This window comes from Rhodocytophaga rosea (genome assembly GCF_010119975.1).
In the GTDB taxonomy this organism is placed as follows: domain Bacteria; phylum Bacteroidota; class Bacteroidia; order Cytophagales; family 172606-1; genus Rhodocytophaga; species Rhodocytophaga rosea.
The window spans coordinates 8,271,220-8,286,555 of the sequence record NZ_CP048222.1 but is presented as its reverse complement, the minus strand read 5'-3'; the positions used below and the strand labels follow the sequence as shown (position 1 = coordinate 8,286,555).

Sequence of the window (15,336 nt, the reverse complement as noted above, 5' to 3'; positions counted from 1 at the left end):
TGGATGAAACTGGCTTAATTGAATGGATAGCCAGTCATATTCACTGTTTGTTTAGGTTGTGTATCCAGCGCCAGTAACGGGATAGTAAGCCGATGAGCATTATACTCATCGTAATGCACAGAAGTAGCTGGTGTATAGGGCAACTGGTCGGGCTGGTTGGGAACAGTAATTACCAGATCAGCCTGTACTTTCTCTGCAAAATTGCGGATTGCTTCCGGGATACATTCATGTACCACTTCATAAAAGGAGGTATGAGGATACGGGAACGCCAGGTACATATCGATGGAACTTGTATAAAACGGATGTTCGGTAACCCAGTTTCTGCCTGTATTGATCTGTAAAAAAAGGATTTCAGCCCCGGATATTCTGGCTAAGCTGGCTATAAATGCAAGCCGGTGGGTAATATTAAATTCGTGGTCAATAACCAGTACGATTTTTTTAAGAGGTTTAAATGTAACTCCTTCCGGAATGAACAAAGCCGGACATTTGGCCTGGGTAATCAGGTTACTCACCAACTGGTTATATACATCATTATACCCGAATTCTTTGTCAACGCCGGTGGTAATTAAGTCTGCCTGCTCCATCCTGGCCGCATGAGCAATACCAGAGATATGCTGAATCTGATTTTCCGGATCAATCTGATAGGAGTATTCTATATCTGCTCTTTGTGCATCAGCTGCATGTATAGTACCCAGCCCAGCCATTTGCACCTGTTGTGGATGGGTGAACAAGCTGGTTACCGATTGTTTATACATGAACGCTAATTCTGACTGCATAGCCTCGCAAAAAGTAGTAGCATAGGTAACAGCATTTGCAGCCGCCTGGCTGGAATCTGTTGTACAAATCGTCGTTTTCATAGTGGGTAGGGATAGAGATTAAAAAATGAATAAGTACTACATAAAAATTTAAATACGCATAAGCTTTGTAAGGAGTATTCTATGCGCTCAGCATCTATTGCATACTAACTAACAGCTAAATTCCTCCAAATTATTCATCCCTGAAATGAAGCTCGTCATCTCCTTTTATGATATTTATCATACCGGCGTGTACTTACCAGTTACTTCATTTTCAGGTGATAAAAATCATAAATCAAGGCGTTGAATATCATTTATTCAGGACCGTATTAGTGCAAATTTTGGGTATAGGCTCCAACCCTGGAAACCAGGGATGCTTGTTTCTGAAACCCTAACCACTAAACTATGAAAGCGCTCCTCACCTTTGTTTTGCTGGCCACCTTCCTGTATGCTTCTGCCCAGTCTGAAAACAGCAACAATATTGAAAGTATGGTAAAACCTTATCTGGCCGGAAAGAACCATACAATAGCCATAGGGTAATTACTGATAAAGGTCAGAAACGGGTGATCTATGTAGGGAGCAGGGCAGATGACAAAGGAAACCCGATAACAAACCCTTTGTTTGAGATCGGCGAACTGAGTAGTTTATTTACCACTACCTTACTGGCCCGGATGGCTATACTGGGTGAAGTAAATTTAGAAACTCCGGTTCAGGAGCTTTTGCCCGGACAACATTTGCCTGTGTACCAGAAACTGGAGTGTGAACCCATCGGTTCCGGCTATTCTTTATATGCCTGCGATCCGCTTGCCAACGACCAGGTAATTTCAATGGTACTTTGTAACCTGGCTACCCATTCAGCAGGATTTCCTAAAAATCCATCCAATCTCAAAACATGGCTTCACCCCAAAAATCCTTATGCCAGATATACCACGTCACACTTGTATCGCTATCTCAACAATCATCCCATTAGCTTTACAAGCGGATTCACTTATCAGTATTCCCACATAGGTATGGCATTGTTAGGCCATAGTTTGTCTGTAAAATCGGGTTTGCCTTACAGCGATCTGTTGCAGGAGAAAGTGCTGATCCCCTTATCATTATCAGATACCAGAATTACAGTATCTGCCGCACAGCAAAGCCGCTTGTTACCCGGATATACGGCCAAAGGCAAACTTACCCCTCACTGGGATTTTGATGTATTAGCCCCTTCAGCAGGCATGCAGTCTAGCATTGAAGATATGCTGCAGTTTTTATCCGTACAGATGGGCCAGAGCCACAGAGAATGGCTGCCGGTAGTTAAACTTGCCCAGAACCCAAGGGAAGTGATCAGGCAGAAAGACCTGGCTGGAAGTACAGTAGGATTAGGCTGGCTGACTACTAAAGTTCCTGGCATTGGCGGGGAAGAAGTGACCTGGATGGAAGGCCAGACAGGCGGATTTTCTTCCTATATAGGTTTATTAAACGGACAAAGTATAGGTGTAGTCATTCTCTCTAACCATGCCCGGCCAGTATCTGATCTGGGTATACAAGTATTAAAAACACTGGATCAGGAAGCAAAAGAAGCACAAAGTATTCCTGCTGCTATCAGGTAAGGGAATGTATGTATCAAGTTTTAGGAATCATCTATACGTTTGTATAAAATGGATGTGCTAAGCAGCGGCTCCGGACTATTCCTGGCAAAAAGGCTATACGTTTTTCGAGATCCCTTTAGAAGATTGAGGGTTTAATGCAACTACCTTTACTTAACCTCCTTGATACATAATACTTGTGTCTTCTTATTTATTTTTATAAATTAAAGCCGCGTTCCGGTATGATTTTGATCATGCATTTCCTTGCTCTTCATCATTGAAAAGGCTTATCTCCCTTTCTACCTTTAGGTACTAATTTTTTTACATCCAGATCCAACCATAAATTTGTTTGTTATGAAAACGATACTTATTCCTACCGATTTTTCCACGCATTCCCTCAATGCCATTGATTATGCAGCCTCACTGGCCGAAAAAATGCCTGTAAAACTTATTTTGCTGCATATGTATCATGTGCCGGTAGTATATACTGAAGTGCCGGTGGTAGCGATTACCGATCAGGATTTTGAGGCCGAAGCTGATGTAGAATTAAAGCGTCAGGTAGAACACATTCAAAGCTCTGGCAAGGTAAAAGATGTATCCTATATCAACAGAGAAGGCTTGCTGGTAGATACGATCAGTGATATTGCAGCCGAAAATAAAGTAGACCTGATTGTGATGGGTACGCAGGGAGCCAGTGGTCTGGAGAAAATGCTGATTGGAAGTTATACAGCTGCTATCCTGGATGAAACACAATGTCCTGTTCTGATTGTACCGGCGGGTGTTTCTTTTAAAGGAATTAAGAAAATTATGTATGCAACCGATTTTCAATTCAATGATTTTACTGCCATTAACCAGGTAGCGGATATTGCCCGTTTTTATGATGCCGAAATCGTAGTTACGCATATTTCTACGGCTCCTGCCAAAGAAGAGGCAACCATGGACTGGTTTATGGAAATTGCCGAAGCCAATATTAGTTATCCGAATGTTACTTTCCGTTCCTTTGCCGGGGCCGATGTTTCCGGCCAGCTCACTGGTCTGGTAAAAGGCATGAACGTAGACCTGTTATGTATGTCTACAGTCCGGAGAACCTTTTTTGAGAAATTATATAAAAGCAGCCTGACAAAAAAGATGGTATACCAGGCTGAAATTCCGATACTGGCTTTTCATGTAAAAGAACCAAACAGATTGTAATCTTTTCATGGGTTGCCAACAATTTTATTGCTGTAAACTGGTAATCAAAAAGGTATAGGGTGTTAGGCTCTATGCCTTTTTTGTTTACCAATATTTTATCGTAAAAAAACCAGCAGGCTTTAGTGCTTGTACCAAAACCTGCTGACTGTATTATTGTGAATGAAGCACTATTGCACTGGATTATATCCCTGAATTCAGGGCAGCATCTTCTTCATAAGCGATCCAGCTATCTTTGCTCAGATACGCCTGGTTTAGTTTATCTTCGGCCGCATTCATGTTTTCAATGCCTTTGATCATTGCATCGGGGTTGAAGGAAATGCTGTCGATTCCCTGCCCGATCAAAAACTGGGCAAAGTCAGGAAAATCACTGGGAGCCTGCCCGCAAAGACCTATCTTTACGCCGCTTTCCTTGGCTGCCTTGATCACCATTCTCATCATTTCTTTGGTAGCCGGATCTTTTTCGTTAAACAGGTCACTTACCGTGGAAGAATCCCGGTCGATGCCAAGGGTAAGCTGGGTGAGGTCGTTGGAGCCGATAGAAAATCCGTCAAATACTTTGGCAAATTCTCTGGCCAGAATTACATTGCTTGGAATTTCAGCCATCACATATACTTCCAGTGCATTTTGCCCCCGTTTTAGCCCGTATTGTTCCATAATGGCCAGCACCTTTTTCCCTTCTTCTATGCTCCGGCAGAAAGGAATCATGAGTTTTACATTGGTAAATCCCATTTCCTCACGCACCCTTTTCATTGCTTTGCATTCCAGGCCGAATCCTTCTTTATAGCGTTCGTTATAGTACCTGGAAGCACCTCTGAAACCAAGCATCGGATTTTCTTCTCTAGGTTCAAAATCTCTGCCGCCAATCAGGTTGGCATATTCATTGGTTTTAAAATCGCTCATGCGTACAATTACTTCCTTGGGATAAAATGCAGCCGCAATGGTACCCACCGCCTGCGCCAGGGTTTCTACAAAATATTCTTCCTTATTTGTGTGGTGATGGGTCAGTTTTTCGATCTCTGCTTTCACAGGTTCATCTTTCAGACTATCGAATTTAACCAAAGCCATCGGGTGAATCCGGATGCTGTTGTTGATAATAAATTCCAGGCGCATGAGTCCGACACCGGCATTGGGATAAAAACTCAAATCAAAAGCTTTATCGGGATCGCCAATGATTAACATAGGTTTTGTGTGCGGCAGGGTTACATGGCTGACATCTACTGCTTTTTCTTCCCAGTTCAATTTACCATCATACACATATCCATTTTGCCCGTCGGTGCACGAAACGGTTACATAACTTCCGTCTTTAATGGCCGTAGTGGCATTTCCGGTACCTACAATGGCAACAGCCCCCAGTTCTCTGGCTACGATGGCTGCATGGCTGGTGCGTCCGCCTTTATTGGTGATAATGGCCGAAACTTTTTTCAGGATAGGGTCCCAGTCTGGGTTGGTGATATCGGTAACTAAAATTTCTCCTGGTTGCAATAAGTGGGCATCTTTGGGAGAATTCAAAATTCTGGCAATGCCGCCGGTGATCCGTTTTCCGATGCCTTTACCTGAGGTAAGTACCTGGCCTTTTTCCTTCAGCGAATATTCTGTGAACTGCAGGGTTCTGGATTTGCGGCTGTATACTGTTTCCGGACGGGCTTGTACAATGAACATTTCATTCGTTTCTCCATCTTTTGCCCATTCAATATCCATAGGCTGGCCATAATGTTCCTCAATCGCAAGGCTCCAGCTTGCCAGCCGGCTGATTTCCTCGTCACTAAGTACATATTGTTCCCTGCGAGACAGAGGGGTATCTACATTTATGACCGGCGTTTCCGCCTGTTCCGGTGCATAAATCATCGTCTGGGCTTTAGAACCCATTTTTTTACTCAGAATGGCTTTTTTGCCTGCTTGTAAGGTAGGTTTAAATACATAAAACTCATCCGGATTTACAGCACCCTGTACTACATTTTCACCCAGTCCCCAGCTGCCGGTAATTAATACCACATTTGTAAAGCCGGTTTCCGGATCAAGTGTAAAGCACACCCCGGCACTTCCCATATCCGACCTGACCATTTTCTGTATGCCTACTGATAGATATACTTTCAGATGGTCGAAGCCGTGATGATGGCGGTATTTGATGGCCCGGTCTGTAAATAAGGACGCATAACAACGCAAACAGGCTTTGAGCAATTCTTCTTCTCCGGATATGTTCAGATAGGATTCATGTTGTCCGGCAAAACTGGCGGTAGGCAAATCTTCAGCGGTAGCACTGCTGCGGACAGCTACCTGTATTGGAGCATTGTATTTCTGGCAAAGTTCCTGATAAGCACTGCGGATGGCAGAAGCTATCTTTTCGGGAAGTGTGGCTTGCAGCATACGTTTGCGGATCGTAGCTCCTACTTGAGCCAGGTTAGAAAAATTTTCGGTATCCAGGGCAGATAAGGCAAAAGCAATATTATCAGTCAGTGCATTTTCCTGTAAAAAAAGTTGAAAAGCTTCGGCAGTAGTGGCAAGTCCGTCTGGTACATGAATCTGACTGGCAGACAGGGTGCGGTACATTTCGCCAAGGGAGGCATTTTTGCCGCCAACCTGAGGCAGGTTTTGTAGACTGATATTCTCAAAGGAAAGGGTGAATGGTTTCATATCGTTGTGTTTAGAGGTGAAAAAATAAATAGTAAAACCGGGATCGGTAGGCTGAGAGAAAATCCATGTCAGCCCTTTGGTATTTCTGTTCAATATAGGTCTGGAAAGCGTTTTAATCCATGGAATCAATCATATGTATGCATGATTTTGATCATCGGAAAACAATGCATACAAGCTACTTTTGAATGGACAAAGAGTGGCTTTCAGCGTTATTCTATGCAAGCCAGTCCGGAAGAGAATAGTCAATTTAATCCATCAGATCATGAACACAATGTATAAAACCCATACAGAACCGGCTCACCTCAGAATAGGACATCCGGCTCCGCCATTTGAGGTAGATTCTACCCTGGGTCCTGTAAAACTCAGCGATTATGCAGGCAAATGGCTCGTGTTATTTTCGTATCCCGCAGATTTTACGCCGGTATGTACCAGTGAAGTAATTTCGTTTGCCGGAATTCAGCCTGTATTGAAGGAACTCAACTGTGAACTGCTTGGCGTGAGTGTAGATAGTGTATATGAACATAGAAACTGGCTGAAACACATCGAAGAATCCAGTGGTGTTTCTGTGGATTTTCCCATTATTGCCGACCTGAATCTGGAAGTCGCAGGTAAATATGCTTTACTGGCCAACGAAAATGCAGAGGAAGCCCTGCGTTCCCTGTTTGTAATTGACCCAATGCAGCGCATCCGGGCTATCATTCAGTATCCGGCCTCCACTGGGCGTAACATCGACGAAGTGATCAGGCTGGTGAAAGCACTACAGGTAGCAGATACCGGCGTAATTACTCCGGCCGGATGGCAGCCAGGCGAAGCGGTGATTAATCCTGGGGGATATAGGGTGAAAAAATAAGCCTCCTCAGCAGGATAATTAATTCCGTCGATTGACTTCCGTGATGAAGCAAACAACCTGATAACGAAAAATATACAACCAACAACGAAGTATTGCTTTGTACTTTATGGAAAGTTTTCAATGGAAACATCCGTATCAATTTGATCCCGCTTTCAGCAAACGGGTTGCCTATTTTTCTATGGAATTTGCCATTCACCAGCCGCTGAAAACCTATGCAGGCGGTTTAGGCTTTCTGGCAGGTTCTCATATGCGCAGTGCCTATGCGTTGCGGCAGAATATGGTAGGCATCAGTATTCTGTGGAAATATGGGTATTATGATCAGATACGCAAAGGCGACCAGACCATGAATGTGTTGTTTCAGGAAAAAGTATATGGCTTTTTACAGAAAACCAATATCCGCTTTACCATCCAGGTGAATCATTCCCAGGTACAGGTAACAGCCTATTACCTGCCGCCGGAAGTATTTGGAACTGCGCCTATTTTTTTTCTCTCTACCGATCTTCCCGAAAATGATTACCTGGCCCAAACCATCAGCCATATGTTATATGATGCGAATATGGAGGCGAAAATTGCAGCAGGTATTTTATTAGGAGTAGGAGGAGCCAGGCTGCTGGAAATACTGGGATACGAACCGGATATATATCACCTGAATGAAGCACATGCATTACCCCTGGCCTTTTATCTGTATCACCGTTTTAAAAAACTGGAAGAGGTAAAGAAACGGCTTGTATTTACCACACATACGCCCGAAGAAGCCGGTAACCAGAAAACGGATATCTTCTTGCTGGAACGGATGAGCTATTTTTATCACCTGCCTCTGGCTGAAGTGAAACAACTCACCGGACATTCCGGAGACATATTTAACCATACACAGGCTGCCTTACATGTTGCAAAAATCTGTAATGGCGTTTCCGACATGCACGGAGAAGTAAGCCGGCAGATGTGGAAATTTACTAAAGGTATTTGTCCCATCATCCATATTACCAATGCGCAAAACGCTGCCTACTGGGCTGATAAAGGATTATACGAGGCTTTGGAAAATGATGATGATGAAGCACTGGTGCGCCGGAAAAAAGAGCTGAAAAAAATACTATTTGAAGAAGTAGCCGATCAGACTGGCGAAATTTATGATGAAAACATCTGTACGATTGTCTGGGCGAGGCGGTTTGCCGGATACAAACGGGCTGATTTGCTACTGCAGGATTTTGACCGTTTTCATGCCTTTATCACCAATCAGGACATGCCTGTACAACTCATCTGGGCTGGAAAACCATATCCCATGGATTATCCGGCTATTTCCACCTTTGACCGCATCGTGCATATTACTAAAAAGTATTCCAATTGCGCTATCCTGTCAGGCTATGAAATGAAACTTTCCAGAATGCTCAAGCAGGGAGCTGATATATGGCTCAACACACCCAGGCTTACCCATGAAGCTTCTGGTACCAGCGGCATGACAGCCGCCATGAATGGAGCCATTAATATGTCAACGCAGGATGGCTGGATTCCTGAATTTGCAAAGCACCTGCATAATAGTTTTGTTCTGCCTGCGGCTGATACCAGGCTGCCGGTTCATGAGCAGGATGCCATAGATAATAAAAATCTGATGCAGCGTCTGGAGCAGGAGATTGTGCCTATGTATTACAGGCAAGGTAAGCAATGGCTGGAGATACAAAAAAACAGCATGCGGGAAATATTGCCCAGCTTTGATTCCGACCGGATGGCAAAAGAATATTACGAAAAAGTATACACCTACGAAGCTTCTTCTGTTTTTTAAACTATAAACCATCTTTTAAATTTTTTACTCATGAAAACGCTCCTTGTTCCCACCGATTATTCCCCCAATGCCAATGTAGCCCTTGAATATGCGGCTGAAATGGCCAGGTTTCTCAAAGCCCGTATTGTGCTGTATCATGCCTATTATATAGCTGAAATTTCTTCAGAAGCTACTATCGGATTGCCCACAGAGGAAGAACAGATTCAGGAAAATACGGCCAAACTGGAAGCCATGTGCCGGGTGATTTCCAATACGTATCAGGTGCTTACTGCTTATGCTACCGGGCCTCTGCCTTTGCAGGAACGGCTGCCGGAACTGATGAAACAATGGCGGGCAGATCTGATTGTAATGGGCATGCCATTCCTGAGCAACGTAGACAGACGCATTTTTGGAAGTACCACTACCAGTGTGATCTGGCAGGCCCAATATCCGGTGCTGGTTGTTCCTCAGGATGCTACCTTTGAAGGGATCAAGGAGATCATGTTTGCCTGTGATTATCATTCTTTATCTCCGGATAATACCTTAGCGTTATTGAAAGACCTGGCTAAAACATTTCAATCGCATGTAAGTATATTGCATGTGGAACAGGAACAAACAAGGGAAGCAAAAGATGAATCAGAAGTGAAAAAACTTCCCAGCCTGGAATCCCTGTTACAAGGAGTAAGCCATGATTATTTGTTCATTGAAGCGGAGGATGCTATGAAAGGAATAGAAACTGGTGTAGACGATTTCCATGCAGACCTGCTGGTAATGGTTCCGCAGGAACATGGATTCTGGGACCTGGTGGCCAATCGCAGTACGACCAGAAAAATGGCGTTTCGTACCCACGTTCCTTTACTAACCTTACCCAACCCAGTACCTCAGCTGGCACATAGGTAGGTTATAAATCCATTAAATTTAACAATAGTACGAAAGGATTTTAAAGGAAAGTTATAGTAAAGAAAGAGGTAAAAGAGTAGGTTAGAGTTGCGAAACAAACCCAAAACTTTTACCTCATGAGCATCGAAACACTCACTAGAACAATAATGGGCAAAATGCATGGAATAGGCAAATGGCAAACAGACTTTTTCCTAGAATTAATCTTGCTCTGGTTGCGGTTGCGGGGCAGGTATAACTTTGAGAACCTATGCAGACAAGGCAAGTTCAGTGCCTTTACTTATCGAAAATGGTTTAGTAAAGACTTTGATTTTACCACCTTTAACCACTTACTCATTAGTGGCTATACAGGCAAAGAACGCATCGTTGCCTTTGATCCCAGTTTTATTGCAAAGTCAGGTAAACATACCTATGGAATAGGCTATTTCTGGTCAGGTTGTGCCCAAGCCATGAAAAAAGGTTTAGAAATCGCAGGTGTAGCAGCAGTAGATGTGTTGAATCATACCGCCTTTCATTATCAGGCTACTCAGACAGCATTAACAGAGGGAGAGTCATTGCTCTCTTACTATGGCAAACTCATTAGTGGGCAAGCCACTCAACTGCTCAAGTTATCACCTTATCTGGTGGTGGATGCCTATTTTTCCAAGTATAGTTTTATAGAAAAGGTTATTAGCTCAGGCTTGCAGGTCATTACCCGTCTGAGAGATGATGCGGTCTTATTGTATCCCTACCTAGGCCCTAGAAGAGAAGGTAGAGGCAGACCCACCAAGTATGCAGGCAAACTACAGGTAAAACAACTGGATTTGCAATATTTTAAGCCCTGCCTGAAGGAAGAAGATTTTACCTGCTTTCAAGCTTTACTCTATAGTAAAGCCTTAAAACGATTACTCAATATTGTTATCGTTCATACCTATAAAGCAGATGGAAGCATCAAGAGTTGTAAAATCTTTGCCTCCACTGATATTGCCCTGTCTGGAAGTGGCCTATGGCTATATTACCATTTACGTTTTCAGATTGAGTTCTTATACCGGGATGCTAAACAGTTCCTTAGCCTTACTCATTGTCAAAGCCGTTGTAAAGACAGGCTTCATTTTGGGTTTAATTTTTCTCTAACCCTTATCTCTTTAGTCAAGGTTGTCCATTGGCTCACTCAATCTGCAGAGCAAAGAAGGGCCTTTTCTTTGCAAGACCTTAAAACCCACTATACCAACCAGTTCTTGCTTGAACGTTTTTTTGTTGCATTCGGTATTTGCCCCCAAACAGCTAAAAATAACCCTGAATATGAAACATTGCTCAACTTTGCTAAAATTGCTGCTTAACTGTTTTTATACTCTTTCGTACCATTGATTTAATAAATCAGAATTAAAATTTGTGTTAAACCCAGACGCTATACCGGATCAGGAATTTACAGAGAAGATGATTGCTTTTCTGCAAATTCCTGACTCTTATCAGCATACCCCCTCAACAGTAGAGATCAGGCAGACACATGCTTCTATACTGGCCATTGCGCCACCTTATGTGTATAAGGTAAAAAAGCATGTAAACCTGGGATTTATGGATTTTACAAGCCTGGAATCGAGAAAAACCAACGCAGAACGGGAAATACATCTCAATAGCCGCTTATGTCCTTCATTGTACCTGGGCGTGATACCAATCACCAGTAAGGAAGGAAAGCTCAGTTTTAATGGAGGCGGCACTATTGTAGACTATGCCTTACAAATGTATCAGCTGGAAGATGGCTATTTTCTAGATCAACTGCTTGAGAAAGGGCAGGTAGATACAGCCATAATAGAATCTATTGTTGCAAAACTGGCCGGTTTTTATTTTACCCAACATCGGACCGACGCTTTACAGGAATATGGCAGCCTGGCAAATATACGTGCCAATGTGCTGGATAATCTGAAAGGAATAGAAGCGTATGCCACCGATGCAACCAGAAAAGCAGTTTTGTCTATCCTCCATTCGTATGTCAATACATTCGTGGCAGGACAGACTGCGCTGTTTGAAAAGCGTATGCTAGAGCATAGAATTAAAGATTGCCATGGAGATCTGCATCTGGATCACATTCATGTAAAAGAGGACAGTATTTGCATTTACGACTGTATCGAGTTTAACGATCATTTCCGGTATAGTGATGTAGCCGCTGACATTGCTTTTCTGGCGATGGACCTGGATTTTCACCACCGTCCGGATCTGGCTGGTTATGTGAGTTCACGTATGGCAGAGTTGCTGAAAGATCCGGATATGGAAATACTCATGGATTTTTACAAATGTTACCGGGCTTGTGTCCGGGCAAAAGTAGCAGGCATTCAGTCTGCTGAAGCAAAAGTAAGTGATGAGGAAAAGCGCAAGAGCCTTTATCAGGCAAATCAATATCTACAACTTGCCTTACGGTATGCCGTGGTGGGATCGGCACCCATGGTGCTTATTGTTTGTGGGAGAGTAGGTACTGGCAAAAGTACGTTAGCCAAAAAAATGGCCGAAAGTATGAGCCTATTTTATATCGGAAGTGATGCGGTTCGTAAACAACAGGCAGGCTTACCTTTATATTCCCGCACCAGTCCTGAAAAGCGCAATGCCTTGTATGAACAGGAAGTCTCAAAGTCGGTATACCATACACTCCTGCAAACGGCTCTGGAAAAAGTGCAGCACAATCAGAGTCTGGTGCTGGATGCCACCTTCAGCCATCAAGCCTACCGGCAGCCGTTTATAGAAGCCTTTGCGAAACACCAGATTCAATACCTGTTCCTCGAAATGCAGGCAACAGATGAGACCATCAAACAACGCCTGATACAAAGAGAAAACAGCAGGCAGGAAGTGTCGGATGCCAGACTGGAAGACTTTGAAAGATTAAGCCAGTCATATCAGCCGCTCACAGAAGTGTCAGCCCCTCATCGCATCCAGGTAAATGCCGGCCGGGATGCTGATCACCTGTTGAATGAAGCCTGTGAAGGGATGATAAAATCACGTACATAAACGAAAAAGGCGCCTGCCTGTAGGTTCGTTTATCTTGTTCAGTCCTTTTGGCAGATAATTGCCGGTGTATCCCTGCGCTTGCCCGGAAATTCTTACAAGCTTTCTGAATTTATTGCTGTGAATGTTTTCTATGTATTTTACAATTTGTTATGTATTAGCATGTAACTATTGCCATATCCTGCCTGTTTTGTCTAATTACATTCAATAGTATTTTTATAAAATCAACACAGATATTACATGCCCTGTTTATGAAAACGAAAAATGACTAATATCATGTTTTTGCCACAGGTAATTGTTTTATTTTAAGCATTTTATGCATTTACTAACTTAATGATACATGGCATCACTTGAATCTGATCTGCAAAGACTTTCCCTGGTTGTAGAAGGAATGCACGCAGGCATATGGGATTGGGACCTGAGCAATGAAAAACAATGGTGGTCTCCTGCTTTTTATGAACTAACCGGATACACCCCTGGAGAGTTTGCGCCTACTTTTAATACTTTTAAGCAGCAACTGCTGCACCCCGATGACCGGCATATGATGGAAACTGCTATAGCTGATCATTTGCAAAACAGGAATTTATACCGGCTGGAAATACGTATCCGCCTTAAGAATGGAGCGTACCAGTGGTTTGAAATATCGGGCAAAGCGCAATTTAATGCTGACGGCAAACCAGTGCGCATGTGTGGCGCTATCATAGATATTTCTGATAAAAAACAGCTGCAATTACAGTTAAAGCAGCAAAATGAATGGCTGGAAGAGGTATGTACCATGACGAAATGCGGCGGATGGGAAGCAGACTTTTCGACCCAGTCTTTTATGTGGTCGAAGCAGGTATATGATATTTGCGAAATGCCTACCGGCTACAAACCTACACTGGCCGATGCTGTTTCATTGTACACCCCAGCGTCAGCAGCTAAACTTAACCAATGCATAGAAGTTGCCATACATTCAGGAAAACCCTGGGATGAGGAATTACAACTGGTCACCGGTAAAAACAATACCCTCTGGATTCGTGTCCTGGGAAAAGCTGTACACGATCAGTCTGGGAAGGTAACCGGACTAAAAGGAGTAATACAAGATATTACGGCTAAGAAAAAGGTTGAAGAAACTTTGTGGGAAAGTGAAACCAGGTGGAAATATGGCCTGGAAAGTACAGAAGATGGATTGTGGGACTGGAATGCCACTACCCATGAAGTTTATTATTCTTCTCACTGGAAAAAGATGCTGGGCTATAAGGAAGAGGAAATTGGAACTTCTATAACTGAATGGGAAAAGCGCGTACATCCGGATGATGTTGCTAAATGTTATGCGGATATGCAGGCTTACATGCGGAAAGAAAAGCCGCTATATATGAATGAACACCGGGTGCTATGTAAGGATGGCACTTATAAGTGGATTCTGGACCGGGGTAAAGTAATTGACTGGGATGCCGCAGGAAACCCTTTGCGTATCATTGGTACACATTCAGATATAACAAGCCGGAAACAGGCTGAAGCTGTCATAAAGGAAAGTGAAGAAAAATTTCACAATCTGTTTTCCCTTTCTCCGATCGGCATGGTATTAACCGACCTGGAAACAGGAAAATTTATTGAAATGAACCGTTCTTTTCTCGAAAGTACCGGATATGGACAAGATGAATTGCAGGCGCTTTCTTTTTCACAGATCACACCACCGGAATATGCTTATCTGGACATTGAGCAGATAAACAGGCTGAAAGCAGGCGTGTCTTTTGGGCCTTTTGAGAAAGAATATATCCGGAAAGATGGTTCCAGGATGCAGGTTATATTAAATGGATTGCCTGTAATCAATGAAGAAGGCAGAAAGCAGGCATGGTCTTTTATACAGGATATTTCACAGCGGAAAGCCAAGGAGCAGGAAATACAATCGTTGAATGAGCAGCTTACCGAATCCAATGCCCAGAAAGATAAGCTGATGGCTTTGCTTGCACACGACCTGCGGAGTCCGATGGCTACCATTGATGGACTATTATGGGTGATCATCCGGGAACTGAATGGCCATCTTTCCCAGGAATTATTATCTATGTTAACCACCACCAAGGAGCGGGTAAATAATACCAGTACCCTGATAGATGAACTGCTCTACTGGTCGCTTTCCCAGGCTGACCGGATCACACTCAATCCGGTGAAGCTTTCTCTGGCAGAAGTAGCAGACAGTGTAATTACTAATTTACAACCACAAGCCCTGTCGAAAGGAATCACATTTATTAATCAGTTGCCTGCAAATTTTACACTCAAGGCAGATCCTCAGATGTTACAACTGATTTTGCGTAACCTGATTGCCAATGCGATCAAATTTTCACATTCAGGAAGCCAGATTCTGATTACAGCTACTTCGCAGGCTATGATGGCAAAAGTAGGGGTCAGGGATTATGGGGTAGGCATAGAGGCTGAAAATCAGAAAAAACTACTCAACCGCAATATCAATTTTACAACGCCCGGAACCAAAGGCGAAAGGGGTACCGGCCTTGGTTTGAATCTTTGCCTGGATCTGGCGGAAAAACATGGGGGGAAATTAATCCTGGAAAGTGAGCTTCACAAAGGAAGTACTTTTACACTGATCTTACCGCAGGAAGAGTGAGTGAGTGAGACTTCTTAAGAGTGTATTAACCATTTAATGGGTATCTGTATTACTTCTTTGAACTTTCAACC

The 15,336-nt window shown here is 43.3% G+C and carries 12 protein-coding genes; 10 read left to right on the top strand and 2 right to left on the bottom strand.

Annotation, left to right across the window (positions count from 1 at the left end; all coding sequences use genetic code 11):
- Window positions 1-14: 14 nt before the first annotated feature.
- The gene (locus GXP67_RS34005; protein ID WP_162447245.1) at window positions 15-857 is read right to left on the bottom strand and encodes a hypothetical protein; all 843 of its coding nucleotides are present in this window, start codon (window positions 855-857) and stop codon (window positions 15-17) included.
- 342 nt (window positions 858-1,199) lie between these two features.
- On the opposite strand from GXP67_RS34005, the gene GXP67_RS37915 reads away from it, so the two are divergent.
- From GXP67_RS37915 to GXP67_RS33995, 3 genes are all read left to right on the top strand, one after another.
- Complete coding sequence (locus GXP67_RS37915) at window positions 1,200-1,334, top strand: hypothetical protein (RefSeq protein WP_262890468.1); 135 nt, start codon at window positions 1,200-1,202, stop codon at window positions 1,332-1,334.
- A 23-nt stretch (window positions 1,335-1,357) separates the two neighbouring features.
- Window positions 1,358-2,386 carry a serine hydrolase domain-containing protein gene (locus GXP67_RS34000; RefSeq protein WP_162447244.1) on the top strand — a complete coding sequence of 343 codons (1,029 nt, stop codon included), beginning with the start codon at window positions 1,358-1,360 and terminating at the stop codon, window positions 2,384-2,386.
- A gap of 330 nt (window positions 2,387-2,716) precedes the next feature.
- The gene (locus GXP67_RS33995) at window positions 2,717-3,553 is read left to right on the top strand and encodes a universal stress protein (RefSeq protein WP_162447243.1); all 837 of its coding nucleotides are present in this window, start codon (window positions 2,717-2,719) and stop codon (window positions 3,551-3,553) included.
- 180 nt (window positions 3,554-3,733) lie between these two features.
- Here the strand turns inward: GXP67_RS33995 and ppsA are convergent, their stop codons facing one another.
- Entirely contained in the window at window positions 3,734-6,184 is a 2,451-nt protein-coding gene (gene ppsA, locus GXP67_RS33990) for a phosphoenolpyruvate synthase (protein ID WP_162447242.1), read from the bottom strand.
- Between the two features lie 141 nt (window positions 6,185-6,325).
- Here ppsA and GXP67_RS33985 point away from each other — a divergent pair, with 141 nt between their 5' ends.
- The 7 genes from GXP67_RS33985 (at window position 6,326) to GXP67_RS33955 (ending at window position 15,265) form a co-directional block, all read left to right on the top strand.
- Window positions 6,326-6,463, top strand: coding sequence for a hypothetical protein (locus GXP67_RS33985; RefSeq protein ID WP_162447241.1), 138 nt, complete (start codon window positions 6,326-6,328; stop codon window positions 6,461-6,463).
- Window positions 6,447-7,034 (top strand): peroxiredoxin, encoded by a 588-nt coding sequence (locus GXP67_RS33980; protein WP_162447240.1) that lies wholly within the window; start codon window positions 6,447-6,449, stop codon window positions 7,032-7,034. Before GXP67_RS33985 ends, GXP67_RS33980 begins: the two co-directional genes overlap by 17 nt.
- A 106-nt stretch (window positions 7,035-7,140) precedes the next feature.
- Window positions 7,141-8,811, top strand: coding sequence for an alpha-glucan family phosphorylase (glgP, locus tag GXP67_RS33975; protein WP_162447239.1), 1,671 nt, complete (start codon window positions 7,141-7,143; stop codon window positions 8,809-8,811).
- Window positions 8,812-8,841: 30 nt separating this feature from the next.
- The gene (locus tag GXP67_RS33970) at window positions 8,842-9,690 is read left to right on the top strand and encodes a universal stress protein (protein ID WP_162447238.1); all 849 of its coding nucleotides are present in this window, start codon (window positions 8,842-8,844) and stop codon (window positions 9,688-9,690) included.
- Window positions 9,691-9,806: 116 nt separating this feature from the next.
- Window positions 9,807-11,006, top strand: a complete 1,200-nt coding sequence (locus tag GXP67_RS33965; RefSeq protein WP_162447237.1) for a transposase — start codon at window positions 9,807-9,809, stop codon at window positions 11,004-11,006.
- A 52-nt stretch (window positions 11,007-11,058) separates the two neighbouring features.
- A complete protein-coding gene (locus GXP67_RS33960) occupies window positions 11,059-12,663 on the top strand; it encodes a bifunctional aminoglycoside phosphotransferase/ATP-binding protein (protein ID WP_162447236.1) in 1,605 nt (534 codons plus the stop codon).
- A 337-nt stretch (window positions 12,664-13,000) separates the two neighbouring features.
- Window positions 13,001-15,265: a sensor histidine kinase gene (locus GXP67_RS33955; RefSeq protein ID WP_162447235.1), complete on the top strand. Its 2,265-nt coding sequence runs from the start codon at window positions 13,001-13,003 to the stop codon at window positions 15,263-15,265.
- Window positions 15,266-15,336 lie beyond the last annotated feature (71 nt).

What these genes read in the sequence shown, in the direction of transcription:
- glgP (WP_162447239.1), top strand. Translation starts at nt 7,141, where the DNA reads ATGGAAAGTTTTCAATGGAAACATCCGTATCAATTTGATCCCGCTTTC.
- GXP67_RS33970 (WP_162447238.1), top strand. Translation starts at nt 8,842, where the DNA reads ATGAAAACGCTCCTTGTTCCCACCGATTATTCCCCCAATGCCAATGTA.
- GXP67_RS33995 (WP_162447243.1), top strand. Translation starts at nt 2,717, where the DNA reads ATGAAAACGATACTTATTCCTACCGATTTTTCCACGCATTCCCTCAAT.
- GXP67_RS37915 (WP_262890468.1), top strand. Translation starts at nt 1,200, where the DNA reads ATGAAAGCGCTCCTCACCTTTGTTTTGCTGGCCACCTTCCTGTATGCT.
- GXP67_RS33985 (WP_162447241.1), top strand. Translation starts at nt 6,326, where the DNA reads ATGATTTTGATCATCGGAAAACAATGCATACAAGCTACTTTTGAATGG.
- GXP67_RS34005 (WP_162447245.1), bottom strand. Translation starts at nt 857, where the DNA reads ATGAAAACGACGATTTGTACAACAGATTCCAGCCAGGCGGCTGCAAAT.
- GXP67_RS33965 (WP_162447237.1), top strand. Translation starts at nt 9,807, where the DNA reads ATGAGCATCGAAACACTCACTAGAACAATAATGGGCAAAATGCATGGA.
- ppsA (WP_162447242.1), bottom strand. Translation starts at nt 6,184, where the DNA reads ATGAAACCATTCACCCTTTCCTTTGAGAATATCAGTCTACAAAACCTG.
- GXP67_RS33955 (WP_162447235.1), top strand. Translation starts at nt 13,001, where the DNA reads ATGGCATCACTTGAATCTGATCTGCAAAGACTTTCCCTGGTTGTAGAA.
- GXP67_RS33980 (WP_162447240.1), top strand. Translation starts at nt 6,447, where the DNA reads ATGAACACAATGTATAAAACCCATACAGAACCGGCTCACCTCAGAATA.